General features: G+C 64.1%; 21 protein-coding genes. 8 read left to right on the top strand and 13 right to left on the bottom strand.

What is annotated here, in order from left to right:
* Positions 1-81 precede the first annotated feature (81 nt).
* The 5 genes from BBD46_RS08540 to BBD46_RS08520 form a co-directional block, all read right to left on the bottom strand.
* Positions 82-1,014 (bottom strand): aminotransferase class IV, encoded by a 933-nt coding sequence (locus BBD46_RS08540; RefSeq protein WP_071401300.1) that lies wholly within the window; start codon positions 1,012-1,014, stop codon positions 82-84.
* Entirely contained in the window at positions 1,011-1,838 is an 828-nt protein-coding gene (locus BBD46_RS08535) for an anthranilate synthase component II (RefSeq protein ID WP_071401299.1), read from the bottom strand. The genes BBD46_RS08540 and BBD46_RS08535 overlap by 4 nt, the downstream gene beginning before the upstream one ends.
* A complete protein-coding gene (locus tag BBD46_RS08530; protein ID WP_071401298.1) occupies positions 1,831-3,684 on the bottom strand; it encodes an anthranilate synthase component I family protein in 1,854 nt (617 codons plus the stop codon). The genes BBD46_RS08535 and BBD46_RS08530 overlap by 8 nt, the downstream gene beginning before the upstream one ends.
* Before the next feature lie 83 nt (positions 3,685-3,767).
* A complete protein-coding gene (locus BBD46_RS08525; RefSeq protein WP_071401297.1) occupies positions 3,768-4,592 on the bottom strand; it encodes a helix-hairpin-helix domain-containing protein in 825 nt (274 codons plus the stop codon).
* Between the two features lie 176 nt (positions 4,593-4,768).
* Positions 4,769-5,605, bottom strand: coding sequence for a shikimate dehydrogenase (locus BBD46_RS08520; RefSeq protein WP_071401296.1), 837 nt, complete (start codon positions 5,603-5,605; stop codon positions 4,769-4,771).
* Between the two features lie 155 nt (positions 5,606-5,760).
* Here BBD46_RS08520 and BBD46_RS08515 point away from each other — a divergent pair, with 155 nt between their 5' ends.
* From BBD46_RS08515 to ftsZ, 3 genes are all read left to right on the top strand, one after another.
* The gene (locus BBD46_RS08515; protein WP_071401295.1) at positions 5,761-6,720 is read left to right on the top strand and encodes a calcium/sodium antiporter; all 960 of its coding nucleotides are present in this window, start codon (positions 5,761-5,763) and stop codon (positions 6,718-6,720) included.
* A gap of 125 nt (positions 6,721-6,845) precedes the next feature.
* Positions 6,846-8,294: a D-aminoacyl-tRNA deacylase gene (locus BBD46_RS08510; protein WP_071401294.1), complete on the top strand. Its 1,449-nt coding sequence runs from the start codon at positions 6,846-6,848 to the stop codon at positions 8,292-8,294.
* Positions 8,295-8,452: 158 nt separating this feature from the next.
* Positions 8,453-9,598 carry a cell division protein FtsZ gene (gene ftsZ / locus BBD46_RS08505; protein ID WP_071401293.1) on the top strand — a complete coding sequence of 382 codons (1,146 nt, stop codon included), beginning with the start codon at positions 8,453-8,455 and terminating at the stop codon, positions 9,596-9,598.
* Between the two features lie 290 nt (positions 9,599-9,888).
* On the opposite strand, the gene BBD46_RS08500 is transcribed toward ftsZ, so the two are convergent.
* Positions 9,889-10,236 carry a 2Fe-2S iron-sulfur cluster-binding protein gene (locus BBD46_RS08500; protein ID WP_004214934.1) on the bottom strand — a complete coding sequence of 116 codons (348 nt, stop codon included), beginning with the start codon at positions 10,234-10,236 and terminating at the stop codon, positions 9,889-9,891.
* Positions 10,237-10,450: 214 nt separating this feature from the next.
* Between BBD46_RS08500 and BBD46_RS08495 the strand changes: the two genes are divergently transcribed.
* On the top strand, positions 10,451-11,866 hold the full coding sequence (locus tag BBD46_RS08495; protein ID WP_071401292.1) for a geranylgeranyl reductase family protein: 1,416 nt from the start codon (positions 10,451-10,453) through the stop codon (positions 11,864-11,866).
* 403 nt (positions 11,867-12,269) lie between these two features.
* Here BBD46_RS08495 and BBD46_RS08490 read toward each other — a convergent pair whose 3' ends face one another.
* From BBD46_RS08490 to BBD46_RS08480, 3 genes are all read right to left on the bottom strand, one after another.
* Positions 12,270-13,541 carry a M48 family metallopeptidase gene (locus BBD46_RS08490; protein ID WP_253184526.1) on the bottom strand — a complete coding sequence of 424 codons (1,272 nt, stop codon included), beginning with the start codon at positions 13,539-13,541 and terminating at the stop codon, positions 12,270-12,272.
* 133 nt (positions 13,542-13,674) lie between these two features.
* Positions 13,675-14,946, bottom strand: a complete 1,272-nt coding sequence (locus BBD46_RS08485) for an amidohydrolase (protein ID WP_071401290.1) — start codon at positions 14,944-14,946, stop codon at positions 13,675-13,677.
* A gap of 114 nt (positions 14,947-15,060) precedes the next feature.
* The gene (locus BBD46_RS08480; RefSeq protein ID WP_071401598.1) at positions 15,061-15,396 is read right to left on the bottom strand and encodes an uS10/mL48 family ribosomal protein; all 336 of its coding nucleotides are present in this window, start codon (positions 15,394-15,396) and stop codon (positions 15,061-15,063) included.
* 110 nt (positions 15,397-15,506) lie between these two features.
* Here BBD46_RS08480 and BBD46_RS08475 point away from each other — a divergent pair, with 110 nt between their 5' ends.
* Positions 15,507-15,935: a bis(5'-nucleosyl)-tetraphosphatase gene (locus tag BBD46_RS08475; RefSeq protein WP_004214958.1), complete on the top strand. Its 429-nt coding sequence runs from the start codon at positions 15,507-15,509 to the stop codon at positions 15,933-15,935.
* A 107-nt stretch (positions 15,936-16,042) separates the two neighbouring features.
* On the top strand, positions 16,043-17,104 hold the full coding sequence (locus BBD46_RS08470; protein WP_071401289.1) for a DUF5787 family protein: 1,062 nt from the start codon (positions 16,043-16,045) through the stop codon (positions 17,102-17,104).
* A 7-nt stretch (positions 17,105-17,111) separates the two neighbouring features.
* On the opposite strand, the gene BBD46_RS08465 is transcribed toward BBD46_RS08470, so the two are convergent.
* The 3 genes from BBD46_RS08465 to BBD46_RS08455 form a co-directional block, all read right to left on the bottom strand.
* Positions 17,112-17,507: a hypothetical protein gene (locus BBD46_RS08465; protein ID WP_071401288.1), complete on the bottom strand. Its 396-nt coding sequence runs from the start codon at positions 17,505-17,507 to the stop codon at positions 17,112-17,114.
* Positions 17,508-17,708: 201 nt separating this feature from the next.
* Positions 17,709-18,212, bottom strand: a complete 504-nt coding sequence (locus tag BBD46_RS08460) for a DUF5797 family protein (protein WP_071401287.1) — start codon at positions 18,210-18,212, stop codon at positions 17,709-17,711.
* Positions 18,213-18,357: 145 nt separating this feature from the next.
* Positions 18,358-19,650, bottom strand: coding sequence for an MFS transporter (locus tag BBD46_RS08455; protein WP_071401286.1), 1,293 nt, complete (start codon positions 19,648-19,650; stop codon positions 18,358-18,360).
* 124 nt (positions 19,651-19,774) lie between these two features.
* On the opposite strand from BBD46_RS08455, the gene BBD46_RS08450 reads away from it, so the two are divergent.
* Together BBD46_RS08450 and BBD46_RS08445 are read left to right on the top strand one after the other, a co-directional pair.
* Positions 19,775-20,032, top strand: a complete 258-nt coding sequence (locus BBD46_RS08450; RefSeq protein WP_071401285.1) for a DUF5789 family protein — start codon at positions 19,775-19,777, stop codon at positions 20,030-20,032.
* A gap of 85 nt (positions 20,033-20,117) precedes the next feature.
* On the top strand, positions 20,118-20,426 hold the full coding sequence (locus tag BBD46_RS08445) for a transcription factor S (RefSeq protein ID WP_071401284.1): 309 nt from the start codon (positions 20,118-20,120) through the stop codon (positions 20,424-20,426).
* Positions 20,427-20,807: 381 nt separating this feature from the next.
* Here BBD46_RS08445 and BBD46_RS08440 read toward each other — a convergent pair whose 3' ends face one another.
* Positions 20,808-21,578, bottom strand: a complete 771-nt coding sequence (locus BBD46_RS08440; RefSeq protein WP_071401283.1) for a methyltransferase domain-containing protein — start codon at positions 21,576-21,578, stop codon at positions 20,808-20,810.
* Between the last annotated feature and the right edge of the window lie 70 nt (positions 21,579-21,648).

Below are 21,648 nucleotides of genomic sequence, written 5' to 3'. Positions count from 1 at the left end.
GCGATGTACAACTACAACCGATCCGGCCGCTAACCGCTGCTCACAAATCGCAGCTCACAAACGCCGCTCACAAACTGCCGCTCACAACCAGTCACCCGTCCGCGAATAACACGTCCGCTCGACCAACTCGTCGTACAGCCCCGACAACTGCGCCGTGATCGGCCCCCCGCCGATCGGCGTCCCGTCCAGACTCGCCACCGGCCGCAACTCCCACGTCCTGTTCGTCAGAAACGCCTCGTCCGCCCCCGCGACGAACTCGAGTTCGTACGATCCCTCGCGGACTGGCACGTCCGTTTCGGCAGCCAACTCGAGTACGAACTCGCGCGTAATGCCCGGAAGCAGGGAGCCGTCGGCTGCGGGGGTGTAGAGCGTCTCGTCGCGGACGAAAAACAGGTTGCTCGTCGTCCCTTCGGCGACGATACCGTCGGTGTCGCACATGAGCGCCTCGTCGGCGGCCTGGCCGAGTTCGGTACGGGCCAGAATACCGTTGAGGTAGTTGTGCGTCTTCGCGCCCGCGGGCAACGCTTCGTCGGGGATTCGCCGCGTTTCGACGCTCTGGAGGACGGCAGGGCGGTCCCAGACGGTCTCGCCCTGGAAGCCGCCGCGGGGGAGCGGCTTGACGTAGATGACGACAGTCGGGTCGTCTGCGGGCTGGGGTGTGAGTTTGCCGGACTGAACCCCGCGCGTGATCGAGAGACGAACGTAGGCGTCCTCGATGTCGTTCGCCGCGAGCGTCTCGTCGACTCGCTGGTGGAGGTCGTCCGGCGAGAGTCCGTGGTCGATCGAGAGCGCCTCGCAGGTTTCTTCGAGCCGGTGCATGTGGCGGTTCCAGCCGAAGATGGTGCCGCCGTAGGCGCGAAGCGTTTCGAACGCGCCATCGCCGTAGCGAAAGCCGCGGTCGTCGACGCTGACGGTGGCCTCGCTCGCGGGGACGAGGTTACCGTTGACGTGGTAGCGCAGTTCGCTGTCGGTCGACCCGATAGGTTCGTCCGCTCTGTCGATGCCGTTCGTCATCGCCGCTCACCATCCGACCGAGTCGTGTCCGTTCCGGTTGTATCCGTTTCGGTCGTATTCGTTCGGGTCGTATTCGTTCGGGTCGTATCCGTTTCGGTCGTGCCCGCCTCGGTAGCGCCCGTCTGCGTGGTGTCCGCGGCGAACTCGCAGAAGTTTTCGATCATCTGTTTGCCCAGTGTAAGTTCGATGCCGTCTGTGTCGTCCGTGCCGTCCGTCTCGTCCGTCGCTGTAGCCCCTGTTTCATCGTGCCCTCTCAGTTCCTGCTCCGAATCGAGTGCCCGCGTCAGAATACTTTCCGGATGAAACTGGACGCCGATGTGTGGGTTCTCGCGATGGCGAACCGCCATCGAAATCTCTCGGTCGTCCGTCGTCCGCGCCGTTTCGACGATCGAGTCCGGTAGATCGTCGCGTTCGACCGCGAGCGAGTGGTACCGCCCGACCTGGAAGTGGTCAGGGAGGCCGGCGAACACGCCCTCGCCGTCGTGGCTGATCGTCGACGGTTTTCCGTGGACGACATCTGGCGCGTGGCCGACCGGCGAACCGTTTGCGGCACAGAGTGCCTGGTGGCCGAGACAGACGCCGAGGATCGGATACTCGGTCTCGGCGAACAACGGAATCGAAACGCCGGCCTCTTCGGGTGTTCCCGGTCCCGGCGAGACGACGATACCGGTCGGATCGAGCTCCCGAACTGCGCTCAGGTCGAGTTCGTCGTTCCGGCGGACGATCACCTCGTCTGCAACCTCGCCGACGTACTGAACCAGGTTGTAGACGAACGAGTCGTAGTTATCCACGACGAGCAACCGCGTCGGCTCCTGGTTACTCATCGGGACCACCTCCGTTCATCTCGTTGCCCTCCCCGCTCGCTCCGTCACGTTCTCTGTTCCCGCTCGTCCCATCACGTTCTCCGTCCTCAGTCATGCCATCACGGTCTCCGTCCCCACTCACGCCATCACGTTCCCCGTCTCCGTCGACACCCATCTCAGCCCGCTCACCCAGCGCATCGTCGACCGCGTTCACCAACGCACGCGCCTTGGCCAGCGTCTCGTCGTACTCGAGTGCCGGCTCCGAATCGTGGACGATCCCGGCACCGACCCGGAGGTGGTACTCCGCGTCCTGACGGACCAAGGTTCGGATCACGATGTTGAGCGTTGCCCGCCCGTCGAAGCCGAAGATCCCGACGCTGCCCGTATACGGCCCGCGCCGGGTGGACTCGAGTTCGTCGATGATCTCCATCGTCCGCGGCTTGGGCGCGCCGGTGATCGTCCCGCCGGGGAACACGGCCGCGATGGCGTCGGCGAGCGTCTCGTCGGCTCGAAGCCGGCCGGTCACGTCCGAGACGAGGTGCATCACCTCGGCGTAGCGGTCGACTCGGCGATATTCCGAGACTTCGACGGAGCCGTATTCACAGACCTTGCCGAGGTCGTTGCGCTCGAGATCGACCAGCATCGCGTGCTCGGCGCGTTCCTTCTCGTCTGCCAGCAGGTCGGCCTCGAGTTCGGCGTCCTGTTCTGGCGTCTCACCGCGTGGCCGGGTGCCCGCGATGGGTTCGGTTCTGACGTAATCGGTGGGACGCTCTCGCGACCCGTGGCCGCGATCGGCTGTCGAAGTGTGTGCCACCTCGCGCTCGAGTAGCAACTCCGGACTCGCGCTCACCAGATCCGCCGCCCCGAACTCGAGTAGGCACGAGTACGGCGCGGGATTCACCCGCCGGAGCGCGTCGTAGGCCGCGACGGGGTGGACCGCCGCGGGCGCGACCAGTCGCTGAGAGATGTTCGCCTGGAAGGTGTCGCCGTCGCGGATGTACTCTTTGACTCGCTGAACGCGCTCGGCGAACGCCTCACGGCCACAGTCGCTCTCGAACGTGGCTTCCGTGGTGTCGACCGGTGGCTCACCGATGGCGGTGTCGCCCTCGTGAACGCGCCGGGCTAACTCGAGTGCGCGGTCGCGGCCGTGTTCGTAGGCGGCTTCGAGCTCGTCCCGACTGTAGACGGGGTCGGCGGCGAGTGCTGCGGGTGAGGTAGGCGATTTGGACGACGGTGCATCACCAACCCGCGGACACGCCGTAATTCGCAGCGTCACCTCGTCGTCCTCGATCGGTTCCTCCCACGACACCAGCCGGTCGTACGTCGCGACCTCGAGCTGTGGGAGCCCCCGGTCGTCGACCGCCGACTCGGGGAGCTCCTCGAGTTCCCGTGCCACGTCGTAGGAGAGCCACCCGATCACGCCACACGGGTACGGGACCGTACAGTCGCCACGGGCGAGAGCGTCTGTTTCGAGGAGCCCTTCGAGCGCGGCGAGTGTCGGTGCGCTGGAGCCGTCGGTGCCGTCTGGATCGTTCGAACGCTGGCGCGTAACTGCGTCGGGGGTGACTCGCAGGCGGTCGACCGGCTCGACGCCGAAGTACCCCCAGCCGGGCTGGCCGCCGGTCGTCTCGAGAAATGCGCCGTTCGTGTCGGGCCCGTCCGTATGCTCGCCCGTGATCGGGCCTGGCGACCGCCCTACTCGAACGCGGCGGTACGCCAGAAACGGATCGGTAACTGTTGTGGTGACCTCGACCGGGACGCGAACCGGTCCGCGCGCCGTCCCGTCCGAGCGCCCAGATTCAGTGTCGGCTGACTCGAGGGCGGCTCGGAACGATTCGAACGATGTGACGACGCGCGGCTCGCTCATAGCCGTCGAGAGGAGCCAGTTCCCTAATCATGTTATGGTTTTGGGGCTGTGCTCATCGCCCTCGTTAAAAAAAACAGCGTGGATTATCGTACTTCTGCGCGGTCGATCCAGCCCTGAATGCGGGTTTCGGAGATATCCGTTCCCTCGGCGAGCTCGGCCGCATCGGCGTCGGCGAGTTCGGCGACGGTTTCGACGCCAGCGCCCGCGAGGCGGTCGGCGTAGGCCGGTCCGATTCCCTTGATTTCGGAGACTGGTTCGGAGTCGGACTCTACCTCGGTCTCAGTCTCGGAGTCGGACTCGACTGCCGCCTCGTCGCCATCCTCCGCTGCTTCATCGCTGGCGGCTTCGTCACCCTCGCCAGCGTCGGTCTCGTCCGCCTCATCGTCCGGCTCGGTCGCTGGCTCGACGTGCGCTTGCTCGTCGATATCCGGCGTCTTCTCTTCGGTCGGTGCGGCGTCAGCTTCCGACGGCCCGGTTGCTTCGGCAGGCTCTGCTGCATCTTCTGGGCCGTCGCTCGTCTCGGTCATCGATCCGGTCGACCCGGCTGCGCTGGTACCCGCTGCGGCAGCGTCAGCCTCGGGTTCCGCCTCTTCGATCGTCGTTTCGTCGTCTGAGTCGGTTGTATCCGTCGCGTCTCGGTCTTGGTCTTGCTCTTGCTCCTGTTTCTGGTCCGCTCCCTGATCTTGATCTTGGTCGTGGTCGTGGTCGTGGTCTTGTTCCTGCGACGAGGTCGCCGACGCAGGTGCCGGCGTGTCCTGTGCCGACGACTGCTCGTCGGTAGCCGCCTCACCCTGGTCGCCGTCCGACCGTTCGCGTTCGACTGTCACACCAACGTCCCGAGACCCCCGGCGCTCCGAACTCGAGTCGTCGAGTCCCAACAACGACTTCAGCTTGTCGAGGATTGCCATTGCTCCGACATAGTCGTCTCTGTCACTTAAATTCGCCTGATACGATGGCCCTGAAACCGAGTTTTCGTCCGCACTCTCGATGGAGATAGCCAGTAGATACGCCGTCGTCGCTCACCTGTCTCGTTTGTCACCACCGATCTGACCCCTGGCAAGGCACTCCAGTTCTGGCAGAACCGTTACAACTGCGCCCGCAACGCCTCGTTCATCACGTCGACCGGCGCATCGCGGCCGGTCCACAGCTCGAACGCCTCGACACCCTGATACAGCAACATCCACGCGCCGTCGACCGTCGTCGCCCCAGCGTCGGCCGCATCACGTAACAATCGCGTCTCCAGCGGCTGATAGACGGCATCCATCACCGCCAGGTCGGCGTGGAGCGCGTCCGCCGGCACCGGCGTCGCGTCCTCCTCCATCCCGACGCTCGTCGCGTTGACCAGCACGTCCGCTTCGGCCAGCAGGGACTCGAGTACCCCCTCGTCCAGTCCGTGCCCCGTCGCGACCGGGACGTCCGCCGCGAGTTCGTGTGCGGTCGATTCCGTCCGGTTCGCAATGGCGACGGTTGCGCCCGCGTCGGCGAGCGCGAACGAGATAGCACGGCCGGCACCGCCGGCACCGACGACGACGGCCTCAGCATCCGAAATGGTCACGTCGTGCTCGCGCAGCGCGCGCAGCGCGCCGGCGGCGTCGGTGTTGTGACCGGTGACCTGTCCTGAGGAATTCGGGGGACTCGAGTCCGGTTCGAAATCGATGGTGTTCACCGCGCCGATCCGGGTGGCCAGCTCGTCGGGCTCGACGAGGTCCAGGTCGAGCACGTCCTGTTTGAACGGGATCGTCACGTTCAGCCCCGCGATGCCGAGGGCGTCAGCGCCGGCGACTGCGGCCTCGAGATCGGACGGGTCGGGTTCGAAGGTGACGTAGCGCGCGTCGTATGCGAGTTCGCCGTAGGCGGCCTCGTGCATCGGCGGCGAGCGGGAGTGTCCGACGGGGTTGCCGAGCAGTCCGAAGACGTCCATAGCCATGGTGGCTCGTAGTCGACGCGGGGGCGACATAACGGGTGTGACTCCGGCAGGGTTTCCGGTCGGTGCTGGTCCACTAGCGTCCGCTCTGTTCCTCGTCCTCGCGTGCTCGTTCCGCGTCGCTTATACGACGATTCCGAGTATCGACGTGTATGGCCGCCGACTTCGGACTCGGATTTGCCGTCCTCCTCCTCGTTGCCGGCGTCGTCGCCCTCTACGCCGGTGCTGAACTCCTCGTAGCCGGCGCCGGTCGGCTCGCACTCGGCATCGGGCTCCGGGCGGCAACCGTCGGCGTCACGGTGATCGCGTTCGCGACGACCGCGCCAGAGCTGTTCGTCGCGACCATCGGCGCGCTCGACGTCTCGACGGATATCGGACTCGGCGCGGTCCTCGGCTCGAATATCGCGAACATCGGCCTCGTGCTCGGTATCGCCGCGCTCATCCGCCCGCTGCCGGTCGGTGGGCTCGTCATGCGCCGCCACGTTCCGACGATGGTGCTCGCCGCGGTCTTGCTCGTCGTCCTCGGCGCCGACGGCACGCTCGGGCGACTCGAGGGCGTCGTCTTCCTCCTCGTACTCACCGCCTTTACCGGCTACCTGCTGTATGCGGCCAGTGCGGACTCGCTACCGTTGGATGACACTCCAGAAACTGATGAGAACAGCCGTGACGGCGTTTCTCCCCGAGACATCGGTCTCGTTCTCGCCGGTCTCCTCGCGCTCGTCATCGGCTCACGTTGGCTCATTTCCGGCGGCACCGACCTTCTCTCCGCACTCGGCGTCTCTGATCTCATTATCGGACTCACAGTGCTCGCACTCGGTACCTCGCTGCCCGAACTCGCAGCCTCCGCCGTCGGCGCGATCCGCAACGAAACCGGTTTCGCCGTCGGCAACGTCGTCGGCTCGAACATCTACAACATCCTCGCCGTCCTCGGCGTCGTCGCCATCATCACGCCGATTCAGGTCGCGCCGGAGACGCTCCGACTCGAGTTCCCCTACTTGCTCGGATTCACGCTGCTGCTGGTCGGCCTGATGGCCCACGGCCGGCGGCTGAGCCGGCTCGACGGCGCGATCTTGCTCGCCGGCTATGCAGGGTTCATCTACCTCCTGTTGTAGCTGGCCGAAAACGAACGAGTTCTCCTGTCGAACAGCACTACTCGACGGTCGATCGTACTTTTCGATCGACATCTCGTTGACCGCTGTTCGACAGCATTAACGACGCCCAGCACGCCAGCACGGATATGACCGAGACGGACGTTGCGATCGTCGAGAGCCGCGCCGATCGGGCGTCGGTGCACATCTGCGACCAGCTTCGCGAACTTGCAGACTGGACCGAACGCCGGGACGAAACCCGTCCCGACGCCGACGGTGGCGGTACCTTCTACACCCTCGCTGGCTTCGACGGCGTCGAACTCCGATCCTTCGAGACGCTGCACATCGAACTCGAGTCCCCCGCCGACGCGTTCGACTGCGACCCGGACCTGCTCGTCTTCGCCTCCCGCCACTCTGGCGACACGGGCGCGCTGCTGACCGGCCACTTCACGGGCAACTTCGGCCCGGCCGAGTACGGCGGTGACGAGGACGCAGTCGCCGAGGCCTGTCCGAACGCGCTCGCGGAACTGCTCGCGGCGTTCGACGAGTTCGCGCCCGAGGGGTACGACGTCGGGATGGAGTGTACCCACCACGGCCCGACCAACGTTGGCTGTCCGTCGCTGTTCGCCGAACTCGGCAGCGACGACGAACAGTGGGACGATCCCGAAGGCGCACGCGCCGTCGCCCGCGGAATTCTCGAAATCGCACGCGACGGCGTTGCGCCCCACCGAGACCGGCAACTCGTCGGCTTCGGCGGCAACCACTACGCGCCGCGCTTCGAGCGCGTCGTCCGCGAAACACCCTGGGCCGTGGGCCACATCGCGGCCGACTGGGCGCTCGAGTCCATGGGCCATCCGACGGCCCACCGGGAGGTCATCGACGCCGCCTTCGACGCCAGCCAGGCGGACGTCGCGCTGCTCGACGGCGAGTGGCCGGTACTCGAGTCCACCCTGGACGAGGCGGGCCACCGCGTGGTCAGCGAGACGTGGCTCCGAGAGGTCGGCGACCGGCCGTTCGACCTCATCGATGCGGTCGAATCGGATCTCGGGACGGTCGATGAGGGCATCCGCTTCGGCGAGCACCACGAGCCGTCGTTCGCCGTCGTCGACCTGCCGGGAGACCTGATCGACACCGCGGAGGGAATCGACCCCGAGCGCGTCCGAGCCATCATCGAGGCCCACACCGTCGCGTTCACGACGGAAAACGGCGGCAGCCGCGTCGGTACCCAGTTCGCGCTGCCGGAGGGAGCGACGCGACTCGAACTCGTCGAGGAACTGGCGAGGGTACTCGAGTCCGCGTACGAGACGGTGACGGTCGAGACATCGGAGATGATCGCGGGAGAGGCGGACGCGGGCGCAGACACAGGCGCGGAAACGGACATGGACACAGACGCAGACGCGAACGCGAACGTGGACACAGCCGTGAACGCAGTCGTCGCCGAAAAAACAGCGTTCGACCCCGCGCTCGCCCAGGAAGCGGGCGTCCCGGAGGGGCCGAAGTTCGGCGCACTCGCGAACGGCGAACCGGTGACGGTCGACGGCGAGGAGATCGCGCCCGACCGCGTGGAGCGCCGCCAGATCGATCGGTTCGAAATCTGAGTGGTTTGTGAGCTGAGCGTAAGTAGTAATTACCCGTTCGTGGCGGTTGGTTGTCACGCAATCGAGGGCCGACAGGTAATATTCCAGTAACATGTCAGCCAGGTGGCTGACGTGTAGGGGAAAGGTAATTATGCTCCATCGTTTAGAAGGGGCCAAGAATGGACTCACTCATCGACGACGCCATCGACGAGGCCGAGGAGGGGGAGCCGGCCGACGCCCCCGCGGACGGTCAGTCGGCAGACGGGTCAGAGAGTAGACAAACCGGGACGATGACAGACGACGAGCTGGAGGATGTACTGCAGGACCTCCAGACTGACATCACCGTCGTCGGCTGCGGCGGTGCCGGCGGGAACACCATCAACCGGATGCACGAGGAGGGTATCCACGGCGCGAAGCTCGTCGCCGCGAACACTGACGTCCAGCACCTCGTGGAAATCGAAGCCGACACCAAGATCCTCATGGGCGAGGAGAAGACCGGCGGGCGCGGCGCGGGCTCGCTCCCCCAGGTCGGCGAGGAGGCCGCACTCGAGAGCCAGCAGGATATCTACGACGCCATCGACGGCTCAGACATGGTCTTCGTCACCGCCGGACTCGGCGGCGGCACCGGGACTGGCTCGGCACCTGTCGTCGCGAAGGCAGCCCGCGAGTCGGGCGCGCTGACGATTTCGATCGTGACGACGCCGTTCACCGCGGAGGGAGAGGTTCGCCGAACCAACGCCGAGGCGGGACTCGAGCGCCTGCGCGACGTTTCTGACACCGTCATCGTCGTTCCGAACGACCGGCTGCTCGACTCCGTCGGCAAGCTCCCCGTCCGCCAGGCGTTCAAGGTCAGCGACGAGGTGCTGATGCGCTCGGTGAAGGGCATTACGGAACTCATCACGAAGCCGGGCCTCGTCAATCTGGACTTCGCCGACGTTCGCACCGTCATGGAACGCGGCGGCGTCGCGATGATCGGTCTCGGCGAGTCCGATTCGGAAGCGAAGGCCGAGGACTCGGTCAAGACCGCCCTGCGCTCGCCGCTGCTCGACGTCGACATCTCCGGTGCCAGCTCCGCGCTGGTCAACGTCACCGGCGGCAACGACATGTCCATCGAGGAAGCCGAGGGCGTCGTCGAAGAGATCTACGACCGGATCGACCCCGACGCGCGCATCATCTGGGGGACCTCGATCGACGAGACACTCGAGGGCAGCATGCGGACGATGATCGTCGTCACGGGCGTCCAGTCGCCGCAGATCTACGGGCGACCGGAGGGTGAGACGGTCCAGCCCGAGATGGACGCCGACGACATCGACTTTGTTGACTGATCGGATCGGCGCTCATCGTGTGGTTTGCGGGCAATAGTCTGCAGTTACGACATAGTCGCAAACTCCCTGTTTGCTCGGTATCTGTTGTTTCTCGCTGTACACCGATCTACTGGAGACGCTGTTCGTCATCTCGCTTCGTACTGTAGCGCCCTGGCATCACAACTCGAATCATGTGCTGCGTTGCTGGTCGCGCGCGACAATAGCTGCAGTGCTGCTGTTGTTGCTGTTCCATGGTTGCAGTGCTGTCGCTGGTCCATGTGCAGCGCCGCGTCAAAATCAAACTACCAGACTCAGTCGTCGGCTGCCGCAGTGTCGCCGCCTGCGTTCCCGGCCTCGCCCGCCTCGAGATCCGATTCGATGCTCGGCGGATACTTGCCGCGCTCGAGTTTGAGGTCGGACTGCGGGCGCGCCATGCAGGTCAGGGCGTACGCCTCGGCTTCCTCCTCGGTGAACCCGCGGGCCGCTGGCTGGGTGACCTCGCCCTCGATGATCTCGGCGGAACAGGCCAGACACATACCGACGCGGCAGGAGTACTCCTGGGCGATTCCCTCCTCGAGACAGCGGCTCAGAATGGTCTCCTTGTCCGAGCAGGTGATCGTCTCGCCCGTGCCGACGAATTCGATCGTGTATTCGGTCATACAGGGTGCTACGAAGAACGACACTAAAACTCTTTATTACAGATCTGTCCTCGAGGATAGGACGAAACTCACGCCTGAGAACGTGTCCCGGAGCAAACCACTCCGATCTGCGGCAGTTCGCGGGGATAGAGCGTTGCCCGCGTCCGTTCTGTCCTCCCGATGAGGACGAAGTGACCATAAAACGTTTTCTTACCACGGTGTCCACACTGTTGGTATGAGTACACAGGAACAGTCGGCTGCCGGGTCGACGCCCGAGGCCGAAACCCGATCACCCGACGTGGTCGTCGTCGGCGCGGGAACGTCGGGTTGTTACGCGGCAGCGACGATCGCGAACGCGGGCTACGAGGCCGTCGTCCTCGAGCGCAAGACCGAGGAGGAGGCGGGCCACATCGCCTGCGGTGACGCCCTGAAGGGAGCCGACGCGTTCCCCGACGCGATTCCGAAGTCCAAACTCGAACCCGCGTTCACCAACACCGGCGTCGATCACGGCCGCTTCGAGATTCCACAGGAAGACACCGTCCTCGAAATCCCGGTTCCCGGCGAACTCGCCGTCATCGACCGCTGGGAGTACGGTCGACGCATTATCGAGGGAGCAACTGAAGCAGGCGCGGACTTCCATTACGACACTGTCGTTCAGAATGTCACCCAGAAAGACGACGGCGGACAGGTCACCGGCGTCGAGGCGATCAGGAAGGGCCAGCCGCTCACCTACGAGGCCGACCTCGTTATCGACGCTGCGGGCGCGCTCTCGGTGCTGCAGGACAACGTCGACTTCTCAAATTCGACGTTCGATACCAACGTCAACTACTCGCACTTCTGTTCGGCCTACCGCGAGGTCGTCCACGTCGAGGAACCGGTCGAGTGGTCGGACGCGCTCGTCTTCAAGCCGACCGAGCGCGCCGCGGGCTATCTCTGGTACTTCCCGCGCACGGAAACCGAGATCAACGCGGGCCTCGGCTTCCAGATGACCGAGGAGCCGATGAAACTCGTCGACGACCTCAAACACGATCTCGAGAACCGCGCCGAGTTCGACGGTGCCGAGGTCGACGACAAACTCGGCGCTGCACTCCCGACTCGCCGGCCGTACGACTCGGCCGTCCACCCCGGCTACATGGCCGTCGGCGACGCTGCGGGTCACGTCAACCCCACCACCGGCGGCGGTATCGCGGGTGCAGCCTACGCGGGCAAGTACGCCGCCGAGCAGGCTATCGAGGGACTCGAGACGGGCGACGTCAGCGAGAAGGCACTCTGGGAGTACAACCAGCGCGTGATGGACCACTTCGGCGCTCGCTACGCCGCACTCGACGTCTACAACATCCTCTCGACGGCCATCGATGTCGACGACCTGATGGGGCTGCTCGCCGCGATGCCCGGCGAGAAACTCGCCGAGGCCCTCTACGAGGGCAGCACCAGCGTCGGCCCGAAGCTCGCGTTTGAGAGCCTACTCAACAGCCGCGGTCACTGGGGCACCATCTGGACACTCTTCCAGGCGAAACGCTGTGCCGACGACCTGCTCGACCTCTACGAACACTACCCGGAGCATCCCGCCGCACTCGAACACTGGCAGCAGCGCCGCGACGACGTGATGGACGAAGTCTACGAGGCGACCGGCGCAGATCCGAAGTACTAGAAGCGCTACGGACGGTGCTGTACAGTTAGGTATGCTATCGGCACGCTACCTGTCGAACACGCTGCACTCTCACGGCACTCTATTCACAGTTCACCACCCAGCACCCGCTCCACTCGATGCCAGGACTCGGCTCAAGTAGTCACCGCACTCATCGAACATAACTCGAGTACCCGTCACTCATGAGCAGAAGCGAACACCGACGCAAAACAGCACGTCGGTGACCCGTCGTATCTACACCTTGTGACCAGAAGCACTTAAAGAAACGAGCGAGCACTGGATGTGAGAGGTGTACTCGAGTTCCCACTGTCGATAGTGGTTGTCTCGCTGAATCTCGTCGACTCTGTCTGCCGTTAAACGGTTCTACGTCCTTTCGCCTGGCCATCTATAATCTGTAGGCGGCCAGTCAGACGTTCTCCCGAAGCCGTTCGATCCGTTTCTCGGTCGATGGATGTGTCCCGAGCAGCGTCCGTGCAACGAACCGCCGCGTGCGGTCGAAAAAGCGGTGTTCCTCCCACGGCGGCGGCACGATGGAAAAGGCCGCCGTCGAGTGATGCGTACGGAGGTCACTCGAGGGCCGACGAGTGAGGTCCTGATCCAGTTTTTCGAGGGCGCTCGCGAGGGCAGCCGGATCGCCCGTGAGTGCAACAGCCCCGCGGTCGGCGACGTACTCACGGTATCTGGTGACGAGGATCACCGACGCTCGCGTGAACGCAACGATCGGAAGCGCAGCCAGCAAGGTCATCGGATGGGCCTGTATCGGGGTTGTCGCGTCGTCTTGGGGGTCCGCGAGTGCTGTCTCGAGCATCGTCTCGAACTTCGCGTTGGGCAGGGCCAGCGCGGTCAGAACCGCTGCATCCCGATTGACCGCGTGGGCGAGTTCGTGTGCGAGCACGGCCTCGAGTTCGCGGGTCGAGAGTGCGCTACAGAGGCCAGTGGAAACGATGATCGTCGAGGTGCCTGGCCGGAAGCCAACCGTCGCCGCAAACGGCACTCGTTCACGGCCGAGCCGAACGGTTGGTGCGGGGGCACCCGCCTGCGCCGCGAGGCGATCGACGCGCGCCTGAAGCTCCGCGAGGCTGTACTCGGCTTCGCCGGCTAGTTCATCGTTAGCAGCCGCAGTGGTCTCGAGAACGTCGATATCGTCTTCGAGTTGTGCTTCGACGACGCCGCCGCGGCCCCGCTCTTCGGCGATCGTTTTGCCCGTATAGTATGTTGCGCTGCCGACACCGATGACCGTGCTGACCACGAGGAGTGCGTCAAACGTCGAGATCAGTGTGGTGGATTCGTCGAGCACGACTCCGACGACCCAGACGACGAGCGCGCAAAGCATGAGCACGAGTGGCCGCCTCTCGAGGCCGTCCCTGGGATTTGTGACCTGGCGTGCGACCTGCTCGAGTTCGTCCAACCACTTGTTCGAAATGCGACCAACGACCAGCGAGGTCGGCATCAGTCGGCGGTAGAGTTCCGCGATGACCACCCAGAGACCGATAAAAAGCAACAACATGGCGACTGCAAACGGGGCCAGCACGAGCATGACCATCGACATCAGCGTGATGGCTGCGATCTCGATGAGAAACAAAAGGACGAACCCGAGTATGGCGATCGAACCGGCGGCTACTATTCGAAGCCAAAGACCAAGTCGTACTCGAGTCCGTTGCAGTGTTTCGCTCGTCATCGTCATTGTCAGACTGCGCAGGGCTATCCCTATCAGTTATTTCAACACTTCTATGTGATATAGAAAAATGTTTGCATGTCTCGATGCCGGCGGTACGAGACCAGCCTGGGTAGCAGGGTAGTCTAGCCTACAGCTACCAGTCGCGGCTGATCTGTTCGACCGCGCCAGTGAGCACGTCGACGCCGTGCTGGAGACTCTCCTCGTCCACATCGAACGTCGCGGTGTGGTGACCGCCGGGGTGGTCCGTGCCGACGCCGATGTAGCAGGCGGAGCCGCCGTTGTCCTGGACTGTCTGCATCAGGAAGGTTGCGTCCTCGCTGCCGCCGAGTTTGTCGCGTTCCATGACGTTTTCGACGCCTGCCGTCTCGCCTGCGACTTCGCTGACGATCGAGACGAGGTCCTGGTCGCTGGTCGCACTCGGTGCCTCCGCACCGAGTTCGATCTCGACCTCGCAGTCGTGCATCTCGGCGGCGTTCCGGATCACTCGGCGCGCGTTCGAGCGCATGTACTCCATCAGTTCGGTCGTCTTGCCCCGGACTTCGGCCTCGATGTGGGCTTCCTCGGGGATGACGTTCGCCGCAGTGCCGCCCTCGACGACGCCGGCGTTGATCCGCGTCGGACCGTCGCTGTGTCGCGGGATGCTGTAGAGGTTCTGGACGGCCGTCGCCATCGCCTGCACGGCGTTGCGTCCCTCCTCGGGGTGACCGCCCGCGTGAGAGGGCGCACCGGTGAACGTCGCATCCAGGTGGGAGACGGCGAGGAAGCCGTCGATGCCGGCGACGATCTCGCCGGTCGGATGATCGAGGCCGATGTGGGCCGCGAGCAGCGCGTCGACATCCTGGATGTGCTCGCTCGTCGCCATCGACTTCCCGCCGCCGATGACCTCCTCTGCGGGCTGGAAGAACACCTTGAACGTCCCCGAAAAGTCGCTTTCGGCGATTGCTTCGAGCACGCCGACGCCGATCGTTGCGTGGGCGTCGTGTCCGCAGGCGTGCATCGCGTCGTCGTGTTCCGACCGGAACCCCTCGGTGACGGGTGCGTGCTCGTCATCCTCGGATTCGGGCTGTGGCAGGCCGTCGATGTCGACGCGCAGGCCGACCGTCGGTCCCTCGCCGCGCTCGAGGACCGCGACGGCTCCCGTGTAGCCGCCCTCGAGTTGGGACAGAATCGACTCGTCGATGTCGTACTCGCTTGCTTGCTCGTACCACTCGGTGATTTCCGCGTCGTCGGGGACGGCCAGTCGGTGTTCGCCGACGATGGCGTCGGGGCCAACGTGGAGTTCGTCCAGTTCGACGCGGGACTGGATTTCCTCGACGATGCGCGCGGTAGTGTAGAATTCGCGCCAGGCTGGTTCGGGCTTGCGGTGCAGGTCTCGACGGAGTGTGACGAGGTCGCTCGTGACCATAGGTATGTATTGTCGAGGGGTGTCAAAGACGTGCCGGCTTGAGAGAGTGTCACACTGTTGTGTGTTGTTCGACGAGAACGGGTAGAAAAGAGCCCGCAAGAACAGGACCGCCCGTCAGTTCCCGCGACCTGCGCCGTGGATCTGTTCGACCTCGGCCTCGATGTGCACCGAGTCGGGGAAGTTCTGCGAGGCGATGTTGCGCGCGAGATTGTCGTGGCCGTGGATCTCGAGTTCGCGGGTGAAGACGGTGTACTCCCAGGAGTCGAAGTGGCGGTCGTCGTCGGTGTGTAGCCGACACGGCTGGGGAACCGAGATTTTCTTCGGCGGATGGGAGTGGGGGCCCTTGAGGGCAGCACCCTTTCGCTCGGCAGTGGTTTTGATGTCAGAAACGATACCGTCGAGGGCGGCGCGATCGCCGCTCTGGAGCGTGAGACGGGTGACGAAGGTCATAGCGGTGTTGTTCATTCTTCCACGGTCGTCGCGTAAAAACCTGCTGAGATACGTCTACGCGCGACGAACAGTCCGATATTCTCTTAACGTCTCATCTATTAGCCCTGTTAATGGCAGTCGAAGCTACGAGCGCAGGCGCGATCCTCTTCCGCGACACGCGGGGCCGGCGCGAGTATCTTCTACTCAAGAGCCGCCCGGGCGACTGGGAGTTTCCGAAGGGCGGTGTCGAAGGAGATGAAGAGCTACAACAGACGGCGATCCGCGAAATAAAGGAAGAGGCAGGTATCGATCAGTTCAGACTACTCGATGGCTTTCGTGAGGACTACGACTACGTCTTCGAGGCCAACGGCAAGACGATCCACAAGACCGTTCATCTCTTCGTGGCGAAGTCGTTCGAGGCGAGCGCCGAACTCTCGAACGAGCATCGAGACCTCCAGTGGCGCGACTACGAACAGGCGGTCAACACCGTCACGCAGGACGGCCCCCGAGAGATCCTCGAGGACGCCCACGAGTTCCTCGACGAACTCGAGTCGGTCTGAGTGGGGACAAACCCAAGCCACCGTACCGCCGGCACACCCGAACAGTAGGGACACCGGCACACCAGACGCATCTACTCCACTCACACACTCTACTCTGACCCAGCCACATGACTCCTGACTCCGAGTTCGCCTTCGAACTCCGATCCTGTCGCTGGGCCGAACGCGAGTGGCAACCAGACCGAGGCCATGACGACAACCACCACATCGTCGCCCGCCAACTCGGCACCAAACGCCGCCGCTGGGACACCATCGTACTCGAGTGCGACCCCACTGGCCTCCGAAACCGAGCACGATTCGGTGCGGAGCGTCTGGACAGCGACCTCTTGCATATCGTCCGTAACGCGCCCGCCGAGTGGGCGTACTACCGCGACGCGCTGCCCCACCCTGGCTACCCGTGGCGCTACGTACGCGAAGCGATCCATCAGGCCGACGACCGCGGGATTCTGGACACGAGAAAGCAGGGCAACCGCATCCAGATCCGCCGCAAGTGGCCCTATCCCGACTGGGTCGAGCGCATTATCGCCATCGAGAACAAGCCCGACCTCGACGCGAGCGCCGCCCGCGCGCTCGGGCCGCAACTCGAGTTCGACGTGGCGCTGTCGCTGGCGGACGAGGTCTGGGTGGCGACCCAGGCGACGGACGAGACGATCACACCGGCGCTGTTCGAGGGGCTACCGGTAGCAGCGGGCATTCTCACGCTCGATCCAGATGTACTCGCGGCCGAGGTAGCCTGGCATCCCAGACAACTCGCAGTCGACGAGCCGGGGACGCGGATACTCGAGCGACCCAAGGGCGGCGAGCGCGACGGTTCGGCGGCGCGATTCGAGTACGTCGAGCCGGAGACGAAAGCCGAGAAACGACTCGCACTCGCGGAACGTGCCTACGAGCGCGGCTGGCGGTCGTTCGTCGAGACGATGCGCCCGGACTGCCGTCACTTCGAACTGCGCACACGGGAGGGGCCACAGCTCGTGCCGTACTGTAGCGCCAAGTCGTGTCAGCCGACGGCAGCCGAGTGTTCGGGTTCCTGTTCGTCGTTCGAACCGGAACCGCCGGTCTGGCGGACGAAGGGGTGGCCGATCGAGGGCGGGCCGGGGAAACGGTTGCAGCGTCTCCTCGCGAAACGACGGCGGCGACGGCGGCCAGGTCAGAACGCGGGAGGCCGTGACTGACGGGAACTCAGCCAGTGCTGTACGTGTCTCGTTCGACGGCGACGACCAACCTGTAAAGCAAGTAGCTGGCGTACAGTCCGATACTGAGCCACACGACGGAGGTCCCAAGGATCTGTCGGGACGACTCGATGCTCCCGTACACGACTGGTCCCCAGACAAGGATGGACACTGCTTCCTGGAAGTACCTGTTGTCCGCACGGTACATTTCACCTGTGCGCCGCTCGACCGCGAGCACTAGCCGGTGACACAGAAACACCACGTAGAGACTCACACCGAGCCAGACGGGCGAGACGCCGAGGATGGTGTCGAAGAGCGCGCCACCGACAACGGCAACGGAACTCGCACCGAGGAGGGCCATCGCGTCGACGATGGGGACATCGAGGCGGACGACTGTGTCGGACATACTACACACCTGTTAGTACGTTTCTAATAGTGTTCTGTTGATGAGTGTACCAAAACGGAGTCCAACTGTGGCCCCGGCAGGTCACGAATCCCTCGTGAGAAACAATCGCTACTGTGGCGACGAATGCGACGGAAGCGATACGCTTTCAGCGAGTCACTCCGGACTCAGTGAGTCGATTCTGTCTCAGTGCGTCGCTTCGGCTTAGTTCGCCGCCTCAACCTCGATTTCGTCTCGTGGTGCTGCCAGTCGGAACGTCGGAACCGTCCGGTACTCCACCTCGACGACACCCTTCCGGCGCAGACTCTGGAGACCGGAGCGAACGTCCTCCGCGTCTGGATCGACGTCGAACTCGTCTCGGAGTGCGTGTAACACCGAGACCACGCTCTCCGATTCCTCGTCGGGACCGGCGAGCACGCTGACGATCTGTACCTGCAGTTCTGGCACGCGGACGCGGGAGGGCGCACCCTCCGCGTCGGGGTCGCTCTCGATCCCCGGCTCGACGTCGACCAGATCCGCGGCCTCGGCGGTCGCCCGAATCAGGCTGTTGTCGTCGCGAAAGTAGTAGTCGCCGAGTTCGTTCTCCAAGTACTGGTGGACCTCGCTGCCGCTTTCCATCTCCCACCGGTCTTGCAACTCGGAATTTTTCGTCGGCTGTAGCTCCACCACGTCGGCTAGCCGTTCCGTGGCCTCCTCCGAGAGCGTCATCGTCGCATCGTACGGGCATGTGGTACTTTTGCGTTGCGTCACGTCTCGTCTGGCGGATTCATGCCTACCGGTCCCCAGGGTCGTCGTTCCGACGTGTCAGCAGCGTCACGGCGATGTCCTTTCCTTTACCTGCCCTCACTTGCCCTCACCCACTCCCGACGAACGGTATTGGCTGAGTTTGCTCGACGGTTTCCTCGATCTGCGTGTAGACGAGAATCGTGCCGATCACGGCGAGCGCGGTGCCGAAGATGAACGGCACCTCGAACCCGTAGCCGACCAACGCACCCGAGGAGAGCGGTCCAATGGCGATCCCGAAGCCGAAGGCCATCGTGAGAACCGAGAGCTTCGATCCGGACTCTCCCTCGCCCGCGAGGTCTCCTGCGAGCGCGAGCGATGGCGCGAACACCATTGCGCCAGCGATCCCTTGCAGAAGCCGCGCGATGAACATCGTTTCGGAGGTCGGGACGTACCCCTGTGCGAGCGTCGTCGGAATCAACAGCACCATTCCGACGACAATGAACGGCCGCCGGCCGTAGCGATCGCAGGCACGCCCGATCGGCGTCTGCAGGAGAATCTGAGCGACGATGAACGCTGCGAACTGGAGGCCGAACCAGGTCGCACCCTGCTCCAGGTGGGCGTTGACCTGCGGCTGGATCGTCGCGAAGAGCGCGATTGCGGTCGCCATGAACAGCGACGCGACACCGAGCGTGAAGATCGGATCGAGCAGGTTCGGCCCCGTTCGGTCCCACACTGGAATGGCGAGATCCGCGCTCGCGTTCGCCCGCGTCGACTCGGGATCGGTGATCAGCACGGTTACGAGCAGGAAGCTGATGATCGCCGTGATCGCCGCGATGTAGAACGCGGCATCGAAGCCGGAGATGGATAGCTCACCGATCGGAAGCGTATAGGGGCCTGCGTTGACCACCGCGCCCGCGACAACCGGGCCGGCACCAAAGCCGATCAGTCGGAACGTGTTGTAGACGCCCATGTTCCCGCCGCGGTCGTCCGTCGTCGCGAGTTCGTTGACCAGCGCAACCGATGCGGGGATGATGAACGCGACGCTGATCCCCTGCAGGCCGCGGATGACGAGCAGCGACAGGTAGGACTCGGCGAAGAGGTACGCCACGTTCATCGTCGCGAGTCCGGCGAGTCCGATCAGGACGAACAGCTTCCGCTTCCCGGCACGATCCGAGAACCGCCCCGTCAGCGGCTGAAAGCTGCTGTTGAGAAAGCCGAAAATCGAGAGGATGATCCCGATGATCATCGACTCCGCCAGCCCGAACGTCGGCCCGCCGACGACGTCACTGGCCACGTACAGCGGGATCACGATCACCAGAAACGAGTTCCCGATCCCGTCTGCCATCCGCGCGAACGCGAGCGCCAGTACCCGCCGGTCGACGGCGAACTGCGCAGCGACACGTCGTCCCAGATTCCGCATCGATATACGTCTGCGGCGTCGCGCCCGATTAACATTTCGAAACGAAGTATTGTCGAAATTGACTGTTTCGAACCCCGATACGACGATATACACCTACAAGCCCTCGCGTCGCGTTTACTCCTGTATGGACCGCACACTGAAACTGAACGAACTCGAGTCCGCCTTCGAGGAACTCGAGTACCCCGTCACGAAAGCCGAGGCAGCGGGCGCGTTCGAGGCAACGACGCTGGTGCTTGCAGACGGCGAGCGGAATCTGGGGTCGCTTCTCGGAGAGACACAGGAGGAGCGATACGAGTCGGCGGGTGAACTCGAGGCGGCGTTGCACAACGTGTTGCCGCGGGAGGCTGTGGGCGAGCCGTTTCAGTCGGAGGGAGAGGGGTGAGCCGCTGCGTCAGCACGAACGGTGAGAGCGTCGCCGAATCCAAACGGGTCGCTTAAGTCGCTCGACCGACGTAGCCCGGACAACGATGGAATTCTGCGACGAATGCGGTTCGATGATGAAAGCCGACGATGGGCTGTGGGAGTGCGGCAGCTGTGGCTATACGAAACCCAAGGGCGACGCTGAGGAGTACGTCGTCACGGACAGTCAGGAGGCGACCGAGGTTATCGAATCCTCCGAGGAGACCTCGCTGCCCGAGACCGACGCCCACTGTCCCGAGTGTGGCCACGACCGCGCGTACTGGTACATGCAGCAGATTCGGTCGGCCGACGAGTCCGAGACGCGCTTTTTCATCTGTTCTGAGTGTGAGCACAAGTGGCGCGAAGACGATAACTAGAACCGAACTTTTTCTCTGTCGTTCGGAAGACGCTTCGCGTCTTCCGTGACTGAGCGAATCGGAGATTCGCGAGGTCCGCGAAACCGGAGGTTTCGCTCGATGACGAGACGCCTTCGGTGTCTCGAACCATGTACGGTCGCTTCGCGACCACACTCGGAAAAATCTCGAGAGAGCGAAGCTCTCTCGGACCTCGCGGGATCGAAGATCCCGCTTAGCTTCGATGAAAAGCACTCCTCCTTCCGTTCCGACTCGCTTCGCGAGTCTCCACATCAGTCGTCGGCCCGCGCGCTCACTCCGTTCACACGCGGTGAACAGCCGTGATGGTCGGAGTCCACCCCGGCTAATGCAGTTCGGAATGGGACGTGAGGGAGAGACGGAGAATTACTCGTTCCGAGCGATCGTCAGATACCCCGTATGCCCCACGGGTGCCGTCGACGGCCGCGAGCCGCGGTCGTCGAACTGCATCTCACGCTGAATCGTCTCTCGCGTCCGGATATTCGCCAACCCGGCCTCACGGGCCGCCTCGACGACGTCGCGCGTCGATTCGATGAACGGGCTGTAGACCGCGACGAAGCCACCCTCGACCAGCAGTTCCGGTGCGTGCGTGACAATTTCGGCCGCGTCACCCGTATCGAGGGTGAGTACGTCGAACAGTGCGGACTCGAGTGCCCCCGCTTCCAGTTCTTCGGTCAGGTCGCCGGTCCGGACATCGACGGCGTCTGCGATGCCACCGAGTTCCATGTTCTCGCGGGCGACATCGGCGAAGTCGGGGTCTCGTTCGTACGTTACCACTGTCGCACCGGCGCGGGCCATCGTGGCCGAGAGGACGCCGGTGCCGGTGCCGGTGTCGAGGACGCGGTCGCCGCGAGCGATGCCGGTCTCGCCGATGATGAGTCCGATATCGCGGGGGACCATCGGTGCGCCCGTGCGCTCGAAGTGGTGAAAGAGATCTGGACCGCGGAGTCGTCGGACGTGGAACGCCTCGTCCAGGTGGGTCTCGACGGTGTCGCCCGGTTCGACATCTGCGGGGACCTCGAGGATGCCGAGGTCGGTTCCCATCTCCTCGCCGGGCTGGACGAGGAACTCGCGGTCGTCGCGAACGAGCAGGACGGGTGGCTGATCCACCGACTCGTCGCTATCGCCGTCGCTCACGGGCGCTCACTCCGTTCGTGTTGCTGGTCTCGACACTGACTCTGTCTTCGCCCGTCTCCGCATCGATGCA

Origin of the sequence: Natrialba sp. SSL1 (assembly GCF_001861355.1) — an archaeon.
Lineage (GTDB): Archaea > Halobacteriota > Halobacteria > Halobacteriales > Natrialbaceae > Natrialba.
Note: the sequence above shows the minus strand (reverse complement) of the source record. Positions and strands in the feature narration are given on the sequence as shown.

Bases quoted from the DNA above. Each gene is read 5' to 3' on its own strand.
- BBD46_RS08490 (WP_253184526.1), bottom strand. From the start codon at position 13,541: ATGACGAGCGAAACACTGCAACGGACTCGAGTACGACTTGGTCTTTGG.
- BBD46_RS08445 (WP_071401284.1), top strand. From the start codon at position 20,118: ATGGAATTCTGCGACGAATGCGGTTCGATGATGAAAGCCGACGATGGG.
- BBD46_RS08515 (WP_071401295.1), top strand. From the start codon at position 5,761: ATGGCCGCCGACTTCGGACTCGGATTTGCCGTCCTCCTCCTCGTTGCC.
- BBD46_RS08470 (WP_071401289.1), top strand. From the start codon at position 16,043: ATGACTCCTGACTCCGAGTTCGCCTTCGAACTCCGATCCTGTCGCTGG.
- BBD46_RS08525 (WP_071401297.1), bottom strand. From the start codon at position 4,592: ATGGCAATCCTCGACAAGCTGAAGTCGTTGTTGGGACTCGACGACTCG.
- BBD46_RS08535 (WP_071401299.1), bottom strand. From the start codon at position 1,838: ATGAGTAACCAGGAGCCGACGCGGTTGCTCGTCGTGGATAACTACGAC.
- BBD46_RS08510 (WP_071401294.1), top strand. From the start codon at position 6,846: ATGACCGAGACGGACGTTGCGATCGTCGAGAGCCGCGCCGATCGGGCG.
- BBD46_RS08530 (WP_071401298.1), bottom strand. From the start codon at position 3,684: ATGAGCGAGCCGCGCGTCGTCACATCGTTCGAATCGTTCCGAGCCGCC.
- BBD46_RS08455 (WP_071401286.1), bottom strand. From the start codon at position 19,650: ATGCGGAATCTGGGACGACGTGTCGCTGCGCAGTTCGCCGTCGACCGG.
- BBD46_RS08500 (WP_004214934.1), bottom strand. From the start codon at position 10,236: ATGACCGAATACACGATCGAATTCGTCGGCACGGGCGAGACGATCACC.
- BBD46_RS08495 (WP_071401292.1), top strand. From the start codon at position 10,451: ATGAGTACACAGGAACAGTCGGCTGCCGGGTCGACGCCCGAGGCCGAA.
- BBD46_RS08465 (WP_071401288.1), bottom strand. From the start codon at position 17,507: ATGTCCGACACAGTCGTCCGCCTCGATGTCCCCATCGTCGACGCGATG.
- BBD46_RS08475 (WP_004214958.1), top strand. From the start codon at position 15,507: ATGGCAGTCGAAGCTACGAGCGCAGGCGCGATCCTCTTCCGCGACACG.
- BBD46_RS08460 (WP_071401287.1), bottom strand. From the start codon at position 18,212: ATGACGCTCTCGGAGGAGGCCACGGAACGGCTAGCCGACGTGGTGGAG.
- ftsZ (WP_071401293.1), top strand. From the start codon at position 8,453: ATGGACTCACTCATCGACGACGCCATCGACGAGGCCGAGGAGGGGGAG.
- BBD46_RS08485 (WP_071401290.1), bottom strand. From the start codon at position 14,946: ATGGTCACGAGCGACCTCGTCACACTCCGTCGAGACCTGCACCGCAAG.
- BBD46_RS08450 (WP_071401285.1), top strand. From the start codon at position 19,775: ATGGACCGCACACTGAAACTGAACGAACTCGAGTCCGCCTTCGAGGAA.
- BBD46_RS08520 (WP_071401296.1), bottom strand. From the start codon at position 5,605: ATGGACGTCTTCGGACTGCTCGGCAACCCCGTCGGACACTCCCGCTCG.
- BBD46_RS08480 (WP_071401598.1), bottom strand. From the start codon at position 15,396: ATGACCTTCGTCACCCGTCTCACGCTCCAGAGCGGCGATCGCGCCGCC.
- BBD46_RS08540 (WP_071401300.1), bottom strand. From the start codon at position 1,014: ATGACGAACGGCATCGACAGAGCGGACGAACCTATCGGGTCGACCGAC.